Genomic DNA, 16121 nt, shown 5'->3' on the forward strand with positions numbered 1-16121 from the left:
GAGAAGTAGGGTGTATCATGGGAAAGTTTTTAATGCGTTTAGATGTATTGATTGTATTATTAGTTATCGCAACATTCTTCTCAATATTTATTGGTGTTTCAGAAGTGAGACCTTTACAAATATTAAGTCTTACAGATGAACAGAAAAATATACTAGTATCTAGTAGAATTCCTAGAACGGTTAGTATTATTATTTCAGGAAGTTGTTTAGCAATATGCGGTCTGATTATGCAACAGTTAACGAGAAATAAATTTGTTTCTCCAACAACAGCAGGCACGATGGATTGGGCAAAGTTAGGTGTTTTAATTTCACTGATACTATTTCCAGACACGAATATATTATTTAAACTTTTATTCGCAACATTACTAAGTTTATTTGGAACAATGTTATTCATGCAAATCCTACAAAGAATTCAATTCAAAGATGTTATTTTTATACCACTTGTAGGGATAATGCTTGGTAACATTGTTTCTAGTTTTTCAACCTTTGTTGCTTTAAGAACAAACGCTGTTCAAAGCATTGGAAACTTTATGCAAGGTAACTTTTCTATTATTACTAGTGGGCGATACGAAATTTTATACATAAGTATTCCTTTATTGATAATTGCGTATATTTTTGCCAACAAATTTACGATTGCAGGTATGGGAAAGGACTTCAGTGTCAACTTAGGATTAAATTACCATAGAATAGTTAATATTGGTTTAATCATTGCATCTATCATTACAGCACTAGTTGTTGTAACAGTAGGAATGATGCCTTTCTTAGGATTAATTATACCGAACTTAATTTCAATATTCCGAGGTGATCATCTTAAAAATGCTTTACCGCACACTGCAATCTTAGGCGCGTTGTTTGTTATGATATGCGACATTTTAGGAAGACTGATTATATTCCCATACGAAATTACAATTGGTTTAACAATCGGTGTAATTGGTAGCTTTATTTTCATAGTTTTATTGATGAAAGGACGTTCGAAAAATGCTTAAGAAATTAACACCAGTACAGAAACTCATCCTTTTATCCATTATAACTATTTTAATAGCAGCGTTGTATTTGTTCTATAACATCAATCCAAAGATTTTAGAATACCAATTAACAAGCCGTGTAAGAAAGACAATCGCGATGTTATTAGTTGGTGCAAGTATTGCAGTGTCAACAGTTATTTTCCAAACAATTACAAACAATAGAATTTTGACACCTTCTATTATTGGTTTAGATGCTGTTTATATGTTTATAAAAACTTCATTAATATTTTTCTTTGGTTCTACTTCAACAATTGTTTTGAATAACCATTTAAATTTCTTAGTGACTTTAGTCGGTATGATTATATTCAGTTTATTCTTATTCCAAATATTATTTAGGTCTAAAGATCAAAATGTGTTCTTCATTTTATTATTAGGTATTGTATTTGGGACATTCTTCTCAAGTTTATCCAGTTTTATAGAGATGATGATAGATCCAGAAGAGTTCTTATCTATTCAAAGTGCAATGTTCGCAAGTTTTAATGCAATTAATGAAGGCATACTTTTAATATCTGGCGTTGTATTAATCATAATGATTATCATTGCGTTCTTTATTAAACCGTATTTAGATGTACTTTCATTAGGTAGAGATCAAGCAATCAACCTAGGGGTCAATTATACACAAGTTACAAGATGGTTGATGGTAATGGTAGCATTACTTGTTACAGTTTCTACAGCATTAGTTGGACCTATTACATTTTTAGGTTTACTTGTAGTGAACTTGGCTCATGAATTTATAAAAAGGTTTGAACATAAATATATACTACCAACAGCTATTTTAATTAGTTGGATTAGTTTATTTTTAGGCCAATGGGTAGTTGAACATTTATTTGAAGGCAACACTGAAATTAGCATTATGATCAACTTTATAGGCGGCATTTACTTTATATTCTTAATATTAAAGGAGCGTAATGTAACATGATAAAAGTAGAAGGATTAACGAAAGCTTATCAAAACAATAAAGTCGTAGACGAAGTGGACATCGAAATAGAAACAGGAAAAATCACATCATTTATAGGACCTAATGGTGCAGGTAAAAGTACTGTATTAGCAATGGTTAGTAGATTAATTGAAAAAGATAACGGAAGTATAAAAATAGATAACCATGATATAACTTCAATGAAAAGTAATGATTTGGCGAAAAAACTATCTATTTTAAAACAAACGAACCATACAGAGTTGAAAATCACAGTTAGACAATTAGTAAGTTTTGGACGTTTCCCATATTCAAAAGGGAAATTGAAAAAAGAAGATCATCAAATGATTGATAAAGCTTTAGAGTATTTAGGTTTAACAGAAATACAAGGCAAATATTTAGGTGAATTATCAGGTGGGCAAAGACAACGTGCCTATATTGCAATGACAATCGCTCAAGATACTGATTACATTTTACTTGATGAACCATTAAATAATCTAGATATGAAGCATTCCGTTCAAATTATGAAGATATTAAGAAGACTGGTTAAAGAAATGAATAAAACGATTGTACTCGTGATTCACGATATCAATTTCGCTTCTTGTTATTCAGATAGAATCATTGCCATAAAAGAAGGTAAAGTAGAAATAGCAGGATCTAAAGACGATGTAATAGAAGAACCTGTACTAAGTGGTATATATGATTTAGATATTAAAATCGAAGAGATCAATGGACAACGCATTTGTGTTTACTTTGATAATGAATATATTGAAGCAGAAGAAATTCAAACTTTAGCAATATAGTCTTTTTACATTGAAAGGAGTGATGCTTGATATTTGCAAGTAAGTAATTATTTATTTATGCACTGTTTTTACATCATTATATATAAGAAGGAGAGTTTAGTTCATGAAGAAAGTATTTAGTTTTATGTTAATAGCAGTATTATCAATCGTATTAGTAGCATGCGGTAATGATTCAAGCAGTAAAGAGGAAAAGTCATCAAAAGACGATACTAAGAGTGATTCTAAAACAGTAGAAATCGAATCTAAATATCAAGTTCGTGGTAAAGAGAAAGACGGCAGTGATGCTAAGACAGTAGAAGAGAAAGTGAAAGTTCCAGTTAATCCTAAGAAAGTTGTTGTATTAGATTATGGTACTTTAGATACAGTTGAAGCATTAGGTGCAAAAGACGCAGTTAAAGGTGTACCTAAAGGTGAAGGCGGCGCTTCATTACCTAAATTCTTAGACACATTCAAAGGTGACGAATTTGTAAACACTGGTTCAGTTAAAGAAGTAAACTACGATAAAATTGCAGAAATTGACCCAGACTTAATTCTATTCTCTGGTCGTACTGCAGGTACTGAAGTACAAGATGAATTGAAAAAAGCAGCTCCAGACGCAGCAAGATTATACGTAGGTGCAGATGATAAAAATTACTTGAACTCAGTTGAAGAAAATACGAATAACTTAGGTAAAATTTTTGATAAAGAAGATAAAGCAAAAGAATTAAACAAGAGCTTAGAGAAGAAAATTAAAGATGTTAAAGCAAAAGCTGATAAATCAGATAAAAAAGCAATGTACTTATTAGCTAACGAAGGTGAGTTATCTACATATGGTCCAGGTGCAAGATTTGGTAGCTTAATCTTTGACGTATTGGATGTAAAACCAGTCGATAAAGACTTAAAAGCAAGCACACATGGTCAACCAGTAAGCTTCGAATATGTTTCTGAAAAGAACCCTGACATCATCTATGCGATGGACAGAGGTAAAGCAATTGGTGGAGAAGAAAGTGCTAACAAAGCATTATCAAATGACGTTATCAAAGATGTTACAGCAATTAAAGAAGACAAAGTTGTAAACGTTGATCCACAATTATGGTACTTAGCTTCAGGTGGCGTAAGAACTACTGAAAAACAAGTAGACGAAGTTGCTAAAGGTTTAGAATAAGAAATAAGGCTGAGATATTTTAATGCCCCAGCTTAAAAAGAATACTCCTAATCCCAAGTTTATTTAACTAATGGATTAGGAGTATTTATATATCTGAAAAAGCAGCCAACAAGACAAAATATTGTCTTGTTGGCTGCTTATACGTTTCACTGAAGTATTTATTTTAATTTGTTAATTGATCTGTTGGTTCTCCAATAATGCGTACTTCACGTTTCAGTTCTACGTCAAACTTTTCTTTAACGACTTTTTGAACATGTTCAATAATCATTTCGTAATCAGTAGCTGTTCCGTTATCTACATTTACTATAAAACCAGCATGTTTAGTTGATACTTCTACACCGCCTATTCTATGGCCTTGTAGGTCAGCATCTTGTATCAATTTACCTGCAAAGTGGTTAGGAGGTCTTTGGAAAACACTGCCACATGATGGATACTCTAAAGGCTGTTTATCTTGTCTTCTTTGTGTCAAATCATCCATTGTAGCTTGTATTGTCTTTATATCTCCCGGCTGTAATTTGAAAGTTGCTTCAAGTACAACTAAATGTTGACGTTGAACAATACTTGTTCTGTAACCAAGTTCGAGTTCATCGCTTTGTATTGTATATAGCTTGCCTGTATCGTCTATAGCTTTAATGTAATCAATGCAATCTTTAACTTCGCCACCATAAGCTCCTGCGTTCATATAGACTGCACCACCGACAGAACCGGGGATGCCACATGCAAATTCCAATCCTGTTAAATGATGGTCTCTTGCACGTCTTGATACATCTATAATCGCTGCGCCACTTCCACATGTTATACAACCGTCACGAACGTGAATTTGATTGAATTGTAATAAACTGATTACAATACCGCGTATACCCCCGTCTCTAATGATGATATTAGAACCATTCCCTAAAAACGTTAAAGGGATTTGATTAAGGTATGCATATTCTACTATTTTTTGAACTTCTGTATATGAAGTAGGGGATAAGTAAAAGTCTGCTTTTCCACCTGTTTTCGTGAAAGTATATTTTTTTAAAGGTTCATTCACCTTAATTAATGAGTTAGGGAGAAATTTTGATAAATCCTCCAAAATTGTAGGGTTATTCACCGTTCGACGTCCTTTCTTTACTGTGCTCTTAAAAATATTATATCAAGATTTTCCAGTTTAAGCGAATAGCTTATGAGCAATGTTTTTCAATAAGTTGTTGAAACCATTGTTGCTTATTGTTCTCATATTCTCTTACACTTTTATTATTATTTATAGTGTTTGTTTTAAAACTTTGAAATGAGTCTATAACTGAGTTGTCGTGATTTAAAAGTTCATCTACAGTTAAATAATCATATAACATTTGACTGTTTTGTTCAACAATATGTATACGCACAATTTGTCTTAATGTAATCATATTTTTAAATTGAGCCATCATAATTTTCTTCTTATAAGTGTGGTGTAATCTATATATGTTGTGATAGTTTAATCTCTTTTCATCTAAGCTAGTAATATCATGTAATGAACGCACGGTAACAAGTACATCTAAGATAAGTTCAGTTGTATAACGGGTTTGTTTCGTGCCACCTATATGATAAACATCTTGTATAGGTGTATTTAATAGGCTAAACAATAGTTGTTGAATTTTTATATATTTTGCTTTAAAATTTTTTGTTGATTGTAATTGAATGAACGGTTGAGGTCTTTTTAACATAATAACACTTCCATTAATCAATAATAAGAATATAATATATAACATTTTAATTATCCATGATATTATGTATAATACAAGTGAAACAGAGGTGCAATGATGAAAATAAAATTACTCTACTTAATGTTATTTGTACTTGTATTAATTATTGCAGCTTGTAGTAATGAGGTAAATTCAGATCTTAAAAAGTATAAAAGAGATATGAAACCTATTTATAAAAAAGAAGACACAATTCTTGATAATATTAATCAATTAAATTTAGATAAATTAGATCAACTAGTAGGCACTGAAGTAACAGCTGAAAAACATAAAGAATTGAATAAGCTTCATAAAGAACTTGATAAAGAAGTCTTACCTGAAGTTAAGAGTCTTAAAAAACAAGCTGAGAATATCGAGCCGAGTACACAAGAAGTAAAAGATGCACATAATATTTATGTTAGCAATGTTAAAAAGAGAGAAGACTCTATTTCAGAGCTAAATGAATATATATCGCTATTCGAAAAATCTATCAGATCTAATGAGAAAATATTAGAATATACAGAGGTATTTGAGAAAAATAAAGCAGTAGCTGAAAAAAATGCTAGTAAAGCTAAAGATAGCTCTGAAGATAAAGAGGATTATGAAGCGTTAGTATCAGTAATAGATAAAAATAGTGACGATTTAAATAATAAAGCTAAGTATTTAAATGAAGCGCATAGTGTGAAAGAGAAATCACAGTATATCCATGATAAAATCATTCCGAGCATATCTAAGTATGTAAAAGCTCTTAATCAAACAAATATTAAATCCAATAGAGTGAATCAAATGAGGCAATCTCAGATTGAAATGTATTACACTTTAAGTGATTATTATAAGGAACGAAAAAGAGGTATTATTATTGAAGAAAAACTTCAAAAAATAAAAGCCCCGGATGACTTTAACAGTAAAGTTGCGTACTTAGGAAAAGACGAGAAGTATGATAAAGCTATTGATAGATTAGAAAAATAAAACACACCGTATATTAGAATAAAAGTTTATTCTGTATCGGTGTGTTTCTTTTATTCTTCTTTTTTAACGGTGGATTCTTTCTTCTTAGTTTGTGATAAGTATATATTTTTACCTACTAAAGAGATAACCCAAATCGAAAATGCGATAATTAAGATATATGATAATGCAGGTTGGTTTTTAAAATCGAATAAAAACAGAATAGAAATAATAAGTAAACATGCATTAATCGTATCAATCATTCCCCATCTCTTAATGAGGGTAGGTGTTACATTTTTGGTCAAATAAAGCACCTCCTTATTGTAATTATAGTATATCAAAATTAACTAGTGGTTAATATCAAAGAATACGGGTAAACATAATTAAGATAAAAATAGAATTTGCCATATAAAAGGAATGATGTTATAGTGTTCAATTGTATTGGTTAAATTATGATAGAGGTGAATTAAAATGGTCGTGAAATTAACTTCCATCGATCAATTTGAAAAAGTACTCAATGATAACCCAAACGTATTTGTAATGAAACACAGCAGTACTTGTCCTATTTCGGCAAGTGCGTATGATCAATTTAATAAATTCTTATATGAAAGAGACATGGACGGTTATTATTTAATTGTTCAAGAAGAAAGAGAATTATCTGATTATATAGCTGACAAAACTGGCGTCAAACATGAATCACCACAGGCTTTTTATTTTATAAACGGGAATGCCGAGTGGGATGCAAGTCATGATAATATCACAGTAGCAAGTTTATCGAAAGCAGAAGAGTAATAATGATATAAGACAAACAGTCATATTGACTGTTTGTTTTTTTGTTAAATAGAGAAAAAAACAGTATAATGAATTATGATAAAAAGCATGAGGTGAAAAATATGAGAGTATTAGTTGCGATGGATGAATTTGATGGTATTTTATCAAGTTATCATGCAAATAGATTTGTAGAAGAAGCGATAAAGTCTCAATTTAATGAAGCGGATATAGTGCAAGTACCTTTATTTAATGGTCAAAGAGAAGTTATTGATTCAATATTATTATGGCAATCAGGCACGAAATATTCGGTAGATCATCATGATGCATATATGAACCCTAAGACATCAGTTTATGCAGTTACTGGTAATAACATAACGGTTATAGAAGCGGGTGAAGTGTTAACTTCAAATGAAGAAACAATTAGACCAAGTGAAACCACTTCTTACGGTTTAGGTGAAATGATTAATGAAGCGCTTAAAGAAAATACTAATGAAATGATTATATCAGTAGGTAACGTTGCAAGTTATGATGGTGGTCTAGGCATGATTCAAGCACTTGGCGCAAAGTTTTATGATGCTGAAGGTGCTTTAGTAGATTTAAGCAAGGGCGCTAAATGGATTAAATATATTAGAACAATAGACTTATATGATTTAGATAAACGTTTGAAAGATAAAAAAATTAAAGTCATTACAGATTTTGAATCTAAATATTATGGTAAAAATAGTCGAGTTATGAAAGAACGTGAATTAAATCATATCACGTTAGAAGAGGCTACAGATATAGATAATGCTTTATGGTATATAAGTGAACTGTTTAAGAGTCAGCATAAAACATTATTAGGTAAAGAAGAAAGAGGCGGATCTGGTAGCGGTATAGCTGCTATGTTAAATTGTCTATGGGATGGCGAACTTGTAACTGGTGGAGATGTTGTTAACGAACTAACATACTTAGATCAATTAATTGAGCAAGCTGATTTTGTTGTGTTTGGGGAAGGTTTAAAACCGAACCAACAATTACTCGAGACGACTTCAGTAAGAATTGCAGAATTATGTCATAAACACAATAAAGTTAATATTGCAGTTTGTGCAACAGATGAAAAATTCGATAAATATATTGAACAAGAAGTTACAGCAATGTTTAAAGTACTAAACAAAGATCAATATACGATGACTGAGTTAGAAATGGGCATAGCCTTAAGACATTTAACGACACAAGCATTAAGATTATTGAAAAGCAATTTATAATTAAGAGTCCGGAACATAACAAATGTTTCGGATTTTTGTTATATAAGCGCGAGTATCTCATTATTTATAATGAATAATAAGAGAGTGGAGCCTCTAACGGGCAAGAAACTTAAGACAAGCCTGTTACATTTTCTAATGAACTAGTGCATGTAAACAAGCCCTTTAGCGCGGTATTTTCTACGATTTTGTAAAGTGCTGACGCCTGAGGGAATAGTATGGGAGCGAGACTACAGGCTCGAACCATACCCTAGGCAAGCATTCACGAACAAAATCGTAGATTTTATAAAAATAAGCATATCACTTTCAAACTGAAACAATCAGTTAAGTGATATGCTTATTTATTTTGAGTTAGGATTTCTCTACCTAGTTAATCTTAGTATGTTTTATTAAGATTGTTTTTCGAATTCAGATACGATACCTACAATTGTGTGTACTGCTTTTTCCATAACATCAATAGACGCATATTCAAATGGTCCATGGAAATTAGCGCCACCAGTAAATAAATTTGGTGTAGGTAAGCCCATATAAGAAAGTTGAGAACCATCAGTACCACCACGAATCGGCTCTATTACAGGTGTAATACCTAAAGATTTAATCACTTTCTCAGGTATATCGATTAGCTCAGGATGAGATTTGATTTTTTCACCCATATTATAATATTGATCATCGATTTGAACTTTAATTAATTCTTCATCATAATGATGGTTTAAGTTTTTTGCAATATCTAACAAATGATTTTTTCTACGTTCAAATTGTGCTTTATCATGGTCACGAATAATATATTGTAATGTTGCTTTTTCAACGTTACCTTCCATTTGCATTAAATGGTAAAAGCCTTCATATCCTTCAGTATGTTCAGGTACTTCATCAGCTGGTAACTGTTCATTAAAAGTCATTGCTAACGTGTTAGCATTGACCATAACATCTTTAGCTGAACCAGGATGAACATTAACACCATTAACTTCTACAACAGCCATAGCTGCATTAAAGCTTTCGTATTGTAGTTCGCCTTCTAAACTGCCATCCATTGTATAAGCAAAGTCAGCATTGAAACGTTCTACATCAAAGTTGTGTGGCCCTTTACCAATTTCTTCATCAGGCGTAAAGCTAAATCGGATGTCACCGTGTTTGATTTCTGGATGATCAATTAAGTAAATAATAGCTTCCATAATTTCTACGACACCAGCTTTATCGTCTGCACCTAGCAATGATGTGCCATCAGTTGTCATTAATGTATGCCCGATAACATCTTTTAATTGTGGGAAAGTATTTGGGCTAAGCACTTTTTCTGTCTGACCTAACTGAATATCTTCCCCGTTATAATTTTCTACAATTACTGGATTAACATTTGTAGCATTATAATCAGGTGATGTATCAATATGTGCTAATAAACCAACAGTAGGAACCTTTTTATCGGTATTAGATGGTAATGTAGCCATTAAATACCCTTTGTCATCTACTGTTACTTCAAGGTTAAGTGCTTTAATTTCTTTTTCAAGAAGTTTAATTAAATCCCATTGCTTTTCAGTAGAAGGTGTTATTGCACTATTTGGATCTGCTTGTGTGTCTATCATTACATATCTTTCTAATCGATCAATTAGACGTTGTTTCACATTATTCTCTCCCTTTTACTTCTATTTACTTTACTTATTATACGCTTTTTTGTTTCTTAGAAGCAAAAAATTGCTTAGTACGAATGTAAATTTGGAAGACAATTTCTGAACTTAAAATACCAAACGCAATAGCTCCAGATATTAGTGTAGCTTGTAATGACGTATTGATAGCTACATCATAATTATTAATAACTAAGTTTTTAGTGGCATCATAAGCTAAACCACCGGGAACTAAAGGAATAATACCAGCCACTATAAAAATAATCATCGGACGTTTATAGTAGCGGCTCATGATATGACTCATGATAGCTAAAGTGAAACTCCCGTAGAACGAAGCTTGAACTTTATCAATACCGAAGTCTAAAGAAACAGTATAAATCATCCAAGCTATGGCGCCAACAACACCACAAGCAATTAGAAGTCTTCTAGGCGCATTAAAAATGACAGAGAAGAATAATGTTGCAGTAAAACTTAATAGTATTTGATAAATGTAATCTAACATTCATAGCACCTTCCTTAACTTAGTAATAATACAATTGCTACGCCAGCACCGATTGCAAATGCTGTTAAAGCCGCTTCTACACCTTTAGAAATACCAGCTAATAATTGACCAGCCATCAAATCTCTTATTGCATTTGTAATAAGAACACCTGGTACAAGTGGCATAACAGAGGCAATAGTAATTAAACTTAAATTATCTCCGTAAAAGAAATTGACACTTATTGTAGCTATTGTAGCTATAATTAATGAACTAATAAATTCAGTAAAAAATTTAATGCGTATCGTATTATGTACAATTGCCATTGTTAAATACCCAGTACCACCAGCTATAAATGAAGGGATAACATCAGGTTGTTTACCGCCAAACATAGGTAAGAAACATGCTGATGCAATAGCTGCTGCCAAAACTTTTAACCAAAAAGGAAATTGTAAAGCAGCATGGTGTAAATGTATCAATTCAGATTTAGCTTCATCTATCGATAATTCGTTATTTGCAATCTTTCTGGAAATTTGATTCGTCAGAGATATTTTCTCTAAATCTGTCGATCTTTCATCTATTCTTATCAATCTAGTGTTAGTTCTATCATTTAATGAGAAAATAATTGCTGTGGAAGTTACAAAGCTATGTGTATTTTCTAAGCCATAACTCGTTGCGATTCTAGCCATTGTGTCTTCAACTCTATATGTTTCAGCACCGCTTTCCAAAAGGATGCGTCCTGCTGTCATAACGACATCGATTATTTTATTCTCATCTATTATCGTGAAGTCCTTTAATTCTTCCATAATAACCTCCATGTTCGCAATGAATAAAATATAATCCTTATATAACAACAATTCAACAAAAAACATAGAATTGCAATAGGCAATTCTATGTTTAGTTTATAATTTAATAATTGGATTGAACATTACTTTGTTTTGACCTTGTAATTTCGCTTCATGTAACATATCATCCGCGTCTTTAAATACACGTCTTTTAGATTTATTATCCTCTTCTGTTAAATAGCCGACCCCTATGGAGACAGAAAGTTTTATTGTGTCTTTGTTAGGTAAATGGAACGTTGATTGTTGCACACTATCTCTAATACTTTCGGCTAACTTAATCGCACTATCTAATGATTCATCAATCAATATAATAGAGAATTCTTCTCCTCCGTTACGGAATGCTTTTACATCTTTAGGCAAGTAATTAATGAGTAATTGGGACATTTGCTTGAGCACTGCATCACCAGCCGTATGAGAATATTCATCATTTACATCTTTAAATCCATCTATATCAATTAACAACAATGCCATAGATTGTTGTTGTTCAGTAACGAGTTCAGTTGTTCTATTTAAATATCTATCGAATTCTTTTACGTTTCCTAATCCAGTTAAATAATCGACTGATTCTTCATTTTCATAACGAGAAATAAGATTTTTAAGAATCCATATATCGCGATAAACACTCGCACTAATAATACTAAGGATAAAGGAAATTGGTACGAGAAACAACCATTCATTCAACCATGAATCAGGGTTTAAGAATATTAAAGTAATAACAATAATAAGGATACTGATCAAATATAATAATTGTATGCTAACAAAATCACTTTGTTTAAGAAATGGACCAATCATACCAACTACTACTGCTATTATGAGTAGATGTAAGTCATCTAAAAATGGTGTGTTGAATATAAACATATCTACTAGCAAAATGATGACTGCACTGAATGAGGTATAAAATAAATTTGTAAATCTACCTAAGAACAATAACGGGATAAAGCTTAACGTGATAACATAATCATGATATTGAATAGGGTTGGATATTAACAATATCGAAACACCAGTCATTAGAATGGTGATATAATTTTGTGAAAATTTTACGGTTCTAGTTTCACTATATTGGATGCGATGGTATAGATAAAAAGACGCAATAGTTACAGAAATATTAAATATAATTGCTTGTATCATATAGCACCATCCTTCATTTTATAAGCCATATGATATTGTAATCTATTAGATGACGTTTGTCACGATATAACAAGTATTTTCGGAAAAAAAGTTTCATTTTTCACAGCTTGTAGGAATTAAAATCGGAATATTTACTACTAAAACAATTGGGAATATATGGGATGCAGTGGTTTTTATAGCATGTGAGCTGAAATTTTGATATTCTTAAAGAAATGTTTTATTAACATTATTCTTCAATTATAAGATGAAGGTGAATCCATGTTTACTTTGCAATTAATATTATTAACGATGATTGTGAGCTTAATACTTACACCTTTAGTAATTGTACTTTCTAAAAAAATAGGTGCTGTTGATATGCCTAATGTAAGAAAAGTACATACTAAACCAGTTTCAGTATTGGGCGGAACAGTTATTTTGCTATCTTTTCTTATCGGGTTATGGTGGGGCAAACCAGTTGAACATGAAATAATACCTATTATATTAGGCGCAATTGTTATTTATTTAATTGGTTTAGTCGATGATTTATACGATATGAAACCATTGGTGAAACTTGCAGGACAAATAGCAGTTTCACTTATAGTTGTATTAAATGGTGTTACATTAGACTTTATAACATTGCCTTTTGGAATTGTTATAGAATTCGGCATATTTAGTATACCTATGACTATATTTTGGGTAGTCGCAGTTATGAATGCAATTAATTTAATAGATGGATTAGATGGTCTAGCTTCAGGTATTTCGTGTATTGCGCTTGTAACGATTGGATTTATTGCCATATTACAACAAAATATTTTCATAATGATGATATGTAGCGTGTTAATTGGTTCGTTATTAGGATTTTTAGTTTTCAATTCGCATCCAGCAAAAATATTTCTTGGAGATAGTGGTGCATTATTGCTAGGTTATATTATTGGTGTTTTATCACTATTAGGTTTTAAAAACATTACATTAATATCACTATTTTTCCCGATGGTTATTTTAGCAGTACCATTTATAGACATGTTGTTTGCTATAATTCGAAGATTACATAATAAGCAATCCATAGTACAGGCAGATAAATCACATTTACATCATAAGTTATTGGATTTAGGCTATACACATAGACAGACAGTAGTATTAATCTATATGATTGCTATATTGTTTAGCATATCTAGTGTTATACTATACTTATCACCGCCATACGGTGTATTGATGATGTTTATTATGATTTTAATTACAATTGAATTAATCGTAGAATTTACAGGTTTAATACATCCTAATTACAGACCTATACTCAATTTATTAACACGGTCTAAATATAAAGAAGAACGCTAAATTTAGCGTTCTTCTTCTTTGTTATATGGAAACGGTAAGGCAATAGTTTCTTCTCTATTTAATTCGTATTTTCCTTGATTAATTTCATCTAAGAAATTTATAAAGTTTTCTTCTTTTGTGGCAATCACGTGTATCGTATATTTCACTTTATCAGTGTAGGCTGTATCAACGAGCATATATTCTGTTTGTTGTAATTCATATTCAAAACGGCCCGTTTGATCATAATCTAAAGTGACTTCAAACGGTATAGCTTCAAGTAAGATGATACGACCGATTTCATTAATCACTTGGCTTACTGCACTTCCGTAAGCTCTGATAAGTCCTCCGGCACCAAGTTTTATGCCACCAAAGTAACGGGTAACCACAACAACTACATTATGTAATTGTTGTTTTTTTAATACTTCGAGCATTGGTACACCAGCAGTTCCAGAAGGCTCTCCGTCATCATTGGCTTTTTGTGTGAGCATAGTTGGTCCGATGACGTAACTTGAGCAGTTATGAGTCGCTGAATGATGTTCTTTTTTCTTTTGCTGTATGAATGCTTTAGCTTCTTCTTCTGTTTCGGCCGGGTGAATACTCGCTATAAATCTAGATTTATTTATTATTATTTCAGTTTCATGCGGTGCTTTTATAGTAATTAGTCCTTCAGCCATGTTAAAACTTCTCCCTTTACATCGTTATCTGTTACGATATATTATATACTATTGAAATTAGACGGGAAAGGATTGTATCAATTGAAGAAGAATAAATTAATATTTTTATGTATAGCTTTGACTTTAATATTAGCGGCGTGTGGTTCTAAAGATGAACCTAAACAAGAAACGAAGGATAAAGACGATAGCCAAGGTGTATTATTAGATGATAAAGGCAATCCGAAAGAAACAATTGAGGTAGATAAAGATACAGAGAAAGCTGTTAAAGATGCGATTGAGAAAAATAGAAAATCTTTAAACGAAGGTAATGTAGATAAGTATATTGATACGATAGATCATGATTCAAAACAGTTAGATGTCAAAGAAGAAAAGTCAGTTCTACAAGATACGCTTAAAGATTATAAATTTGATAAAAAAATTTCTAATATTAAATTTTTAGAAAAAGAAAAAGATAAGGTTGTTGTGTTTTATAATGTAGATACTACAGCTCACCCGAAAAGTGGTGGAGATGATGAAAAAAAATCATTTAATGAAGTCGTAACACTTGTTAAGAAAGACAACACTTATAAGTATTCTAAAATGGCACAAGCAGCAATTTAATAGATAAAGTACTTTTCAAATATCTGTTTATTAGATATGATGTTTATGGAAGAGAATCTAGGAGGAAAAATTTTATGAAAATTGCTGTAATAACGGATTCGACAGCATATTTAGATCAGGCTTATATTGATGAATATCAAATTAAAATAATCCCTTTAAATGTGATTTTTAAAGATGAAACATACAGAGAATTAATAGATTTAAATACGGAAGATTTTTATAAAAGAATGAGAAATGAAACACAGCTACCAACTACTTCTCAACCTACAATTGGAGACTATGTAGCGTTATTAGAAGAATTGGAAAGAGAAGGATATACAGATGTGATTGCAATTCATCTATCCAGTGGTATTAGCGGTGCTTACCAAGGTGCTATTACTGCAAACTCTATGGTTAAAGGTATAAAAGTACATCCATTTGACTCAGAAATATCTTGTATGGTTCAAGGCTTTTACACGTTGAAAGCTAGTCAACTTATTCGAGAGAATGTGCCGCTTGATAGCATTTTAAAGCAATTAGAAGAAATGAAACAAGCAGCAAATGCATACTTTATAGTTGATGATTTAAACAACCTTAAAAAGGGCGGACGTCTTAATGGCGCTCAAGCTTTAGTAGGCACAATGTTACAGGTGAAACCTATACTTCATTTTGTTGATACTAAAATTGTCCCTTATGAGAAGGTTAGAACGAAAAAAAGAGCAATGAAACGAATCGAAGAACAAATTGCTAAAGAAATAGACCAGTCTTCGGAAGTTTCAATCTGTGTTATACATGCCAATGATGAAGAAGGCGCACTTGCTTGGAAGAAACAACTAAAAGAAAAGTTTCCAAAAGCAAATGTAATTATTAGTTACTTTGGTCCTGTCATCGGAACACATTTAGGAGAAGGCTCTTTAGGTGTAGGCTATACAACAACACCAATCGATTTAACAAAATAATATGATA

Annotated in this window: 18 protein-coding genes; 10 read left to right on the top strand and 8 right to left on the bottom strand. The window is 31.6% G+C overall.

Going from position 1 to position 16121, the window contains the following annotated elements; genetic code table 11:
* Positions 1-17 precede the first annotated feature (17 nt).
* From ACO6VN_RS02305 to ACO6VN_RS02320, 4 genes are all read left to right on the top strand, one after another.
* Positions 18-986, top strand: a complete 969-nt coding sequence (locus tag ACO6VN_RS02305; RefSeq protein WP_017000362.1) for an ABC transporter permease — start codon at positions 18-20, stop codon at positions 984-986.
* Positions 979-1944, top strand: coding sequence for an iron chelate uptake ABC transporter family permease subunit (locus ACO6VN_RS02310; protein ID WP_017000361.1), 966 nt, complete (start codon positions 979-981; stop codon positions 1942-1944). Before ACO6VN_RS02305 ends, ACO6VN_RS02310 begins: the two co-directional genes overlap by 8 nt.
* A complete protein-coding gene (locus tag ACO6VN_RS02315; RefSeq protein WP_194201022.1) occupies positions 1941-2741 on the top strand; it encodes an ABC transporter ATP-binding protein in 801 nt (266 codons plus the stop codon). The genes ACO6VN_RS02310 and ACO6VN_RS02315 overlap by 4 nt, the downstream gene beginning before the upstream one ends.
* A gap of 103 nt (positions 2742-2844) precedes the next feature.
* A complete protein-coding gene (locus tag ACO6VN_RS02320) occupies positions 2845-3885 on the top strand; it encodes a ferrated catecholamine ABC transporter substrate-binding lipoprotein SstD (RefSeq protein WP_422404191.1) in 1041 nt (346 codons plus the stop codon).
* 163 nt (positions 3886-4048) lie between these two features.
* On the opposite strand, the gene murB is transcribed toward ACO6VN_RS02320, so the two are convergent.
* Together murB and ACO6VN_RS02330 are read right to left on the bottom strand one after the other, a co-directional pair.
* Positions 4049-4978, bottom strand: a complete 930-nt coding sequence (murB, locus tag ACO6VN_RS02325) for a UDP-N-acetylmuramate dehydrogenase (RefSeq protein WP_194201020.1) — start codon at positions 4976-4978, stop codon at positions 4049-4051.
* 70 nt (positions 4979-5048) lie between these two features.
* Entirely contained in the window at positions 5049-5570 is a 522-nt protein-coding gene (locus ACO6VN_RS02330; RefSeq protein ID WP_194201019.1) for a GrpB family protein, read from the bottom strand.
* Between the two features lie 96 nt (positions 5571-5666).
* On the opposite strand from ACO6VN_RS02330, the gene ACO6VN_RS02335 reads away from it, so the two are divergent.
* Positions 5667-6554: an EMYY motif lipoprotein gene (locus ACO6VN_RS02335; protein WP_194201018.1), complete on the top strand. Its 888-nt coding sequence runs from the start codon at positions 5667-5669 to the stop codon at positions 6552-6554.
* Between the two features lie 50 nt (positions 6555-6604).
* On the opposite strand, the gene ACO6VN_RS02340 is transcribed toward ACO6VN_RS02335, so the two are convergent.
* The gene (locus ACO6VN_RS02340; protein WP_017000357.1) at positions 6605-6835 is read right to left on the bottom strand and encodes a hypothetical protein; all 231 of its coding nucleotides are present in this window, start codon (positions 6833-6835) and stop codon (positions 6605-6607) included.
* A gap of 166 nt (positions 6836-7001) precedes the next feature.
* Between ACO6VN_RS02340 and ytxJ the strand changes: the two genes are divergently transcribed.
* Positions 7002-7322 carry a bacillithiol system redox-active protein YtxJ gene (gene ytxJ / locus ACO6VN_RS02345; protein WP_017000356.1) on the top strand — a complete coding sequence of 107 codons (321 nt, stop codon included), beginning with the start codon at positions 7002-7004 and terminating at the stop codon, positions 7320-7322.
* Positions 7323-7423: 101 nt separating this feature from the next.
* Entirely contained in the window at positions 7424-8545 is a 1122-nt protein-coding gene (locus ACO6VN_RS02350) for a glycerate kinase (RefSeq protein ID WP_194201017.1), read from the top strand.
* Between the two features lie 386 nt (positions 8546-8931).
* Here the strand turns inward: ACO6VN_RS02350 and pepT are convergent, their stop codons facing one another.
* The 4 genes from pepT to gdpS form a co-directional block, all read right to left on the bottom strand.
* Positions 8932-10158 (bottom strand): peptidase T, encoded by a 1227-nt coding sequence (gene pepT, locus ACO6VN_RS02355; RefSeq protein WP_194201016.1) that lies wholly within the window; start codon positions 10156-10158, stop codon positions 8932-8934.
* Positions 10159-10195: 37 nt separating this feature from the next.
* Positions 10196-10660, bottom strand: coding sequence for a threonine/serine exporter family protein (locus ACO6VN_RS02360; protein WP_016998600.1), 465 nt, complete (start codon positions 10658-10660; stop codon positions 10196-10198).
* Between the two features lie 14 nt (positions 10661-10674).
* Complete coding sequence (locus ACO6VN_RS02365) at positions 10675-11442, bottom strand: threonine/serine exporter family protein (RefSeq protein ID WP_016998599.1); 768 nt, start codon at positions 11440-11442, stop codon at positions 10675-10677.
* 96 nt (positions 11443-11538) lie between these two features.
* Positions 11539-12609 (bottom strand): GGDEF domain-containing protein GdpS, encoded by a 1071-nt coding sequence (gene gdpS / locus ACO6VN_RS02370; RefSeq protein WP_016998598.1) that lies wholly within the window; start codon positions 12607-12609, stop codon positions 11539-11541.
* A 258-nt stretch (positions 12610-12867) separates the two neighbouring features.
* On the opposite strand from gdpS, the gene ACO6VN_RS02375 reads away from it, so the two are divergent.
* Entirely contained in the window at positions 12868-13923 is a 1056-nt protein-coding gene (locus ACO6VN_RS02375; protein ID WP_016998597.1) for a glycosyltransferase family 4 protein, read from the top strand.
* A gap of 2 nt (positions 13924-13925) precedes the next feature.
* Here ACO6VN_RS02375 and ACO6VN_RS02380 read toward each other — a convergent pair whose 3' ends face one another.
* Complete coding sequence (locus tag ACO6VN_RS02380; protein ID WP_194201015.1) at positions 13926-14576, bottom strand: YigZ family protein; 651 nt, start codon at positions 14574-14576, stop codon at positions 13926-13928.
* Between the two features lie 81 nt (positions 14577-14657).
* Between ACO6VN_RS02380 and ACO6VN_RS02385 the strand changes: the two genes are divergently transcribed.
* Complete coding sequence (locus ACO6VN_RS02385) at positions 14658-15176, top strand: hypothetical protein (protein ID WP_194201014.1); 519 nt, start codon at positions 14658-14660, stop codon at positions 15174-15176.
* 74 nt (positions 15177-15250) lie between these two features.
* Positions 15251-16114: a fatty acid kinase binding subunit FakB1 gene (gene fakB1 / locus ACO6VN_RS02390; protein WP_216683986.1), complete on the top strand. Its 864-nt coding sequence runs from the start codon at positions 15251-15253 to the stop codon at positions 16112-16114.
* Positions 16115-16121 lie beyond the last annotated feature (7 nt).

It is taken from the genome of Mammaliicoccus sp. JADD-157 (assembly GCF_049310805.1).
GTDB lineage: Bacteria > Bacillota > Bacilli > Staphylococcales > Staphylococcaceae > Mammaliicoccus > Mammaliicoccus lentus.

What these genes read in the sequence shown, in the direction of transcription:
- ACO6VN_RS02335 (WP_194201018.1), top strand. Translation starts at nt 5,667, where the DNA reads ATGAAAATAAAATTACTCTACTTAATGTTATTTGTACTTGTATTAATT.
- ACO6VN_RS02380 (WP_194201015.1), bottom strand. Translation starts at nt 14,576, where the DNA reads ATGGCTGAAGGACTAATTACTATAAAAGCACCGCATGAAACTGAAATA.
- ACO6VN_RS02350 (WP_194201017.1), top strand. Translation starts at nt 7,424, where the DNA reads ATGAGAGTATTAGTTGCGATGGATGAATTTGATGGTATTTTATCAAGT.
- ACO6VN_RS02365 (WP_016998599.1), bottom strand. Translation starts at nt 11,442, where the DNA reads ATGGAAGAATTAAAGGACTTCACGATAATAGATGAGAATAAAATAATC.
- gdpS (WP_016998598.1), bottom strand. Translation starts at nt 12,609, where the DNA reads ATGATACAAGCAATTATATTTAATATTTCTGTAACTATTGCGTCTTTT.
- ACO6VN_RS02330 (WP_194201019.1), bottom strand. Translation starts at nt 5,570, where the DNA reads ATGTTAAAAAGACCTCAACCGTTCATTCAATTACAATCAACAAAAAAT.
- ytxJ (WP_017000356.1), top strand. Translation starts at nt 7,002, where the DNA reads ATGGTCGTGAAATTAACTTCCATCGATCAATTTGAAAAAGTACTCAAT.
- ACO6VN_RS02310 (WP_017000361.1), top strand. Translation starts at nt 979, where the DNA reads ATGCTTAAGAAATTAACACCAGTACAGAAACTCATCCTTTTATCCATT.
- ACO6VN_RS02320 (WP_422404191.1), top strand. Translation starts at nt 2,845, where the DNA reads ATGAAGAAAGTATTTAGTTTTATGTTAATAGCAGTATTATCAATCGTA.
- fakB1 (WP_216683986.1), top strand. Translation starts at nt 15,251, where the DNA reads ATGAAAATTGCTGTAATAACGGATTCGACAGCATATTTAGATCAGGCT.
- ACO6VN_RS02360 (WP_016998600.1), bottom strand. Translation starts at nt 10,660, where the DNA reads ATGTTAGATTACATTTATCAAATACTATTAAGTTTTACTGCAACATTA.
- ACO6VN_RS02375 (WP_016998597.1), top strand. Translation starts at nt 12,868, where the DNA reads ATGTTTACTTTGCAATTAATATTATTAACGATGATTGTGAGCTTAATA.
- ACO6VN_RS02305 (WP_017000362.1), top strand. Translation starts at nt 18, where the DNA reads ATGGGAAAGTTTTTAATGCGTTTAGATGTATTGATTGTATTATTAGTT.
- ACO6VN_RS02315 (WP_194201022.1), top strand. Translation starts at nt 1,941, where the DNA reads ATGATAAAAGTAGAAGGATTAACGAAAGCTTATCAAAACAATAAAGTC.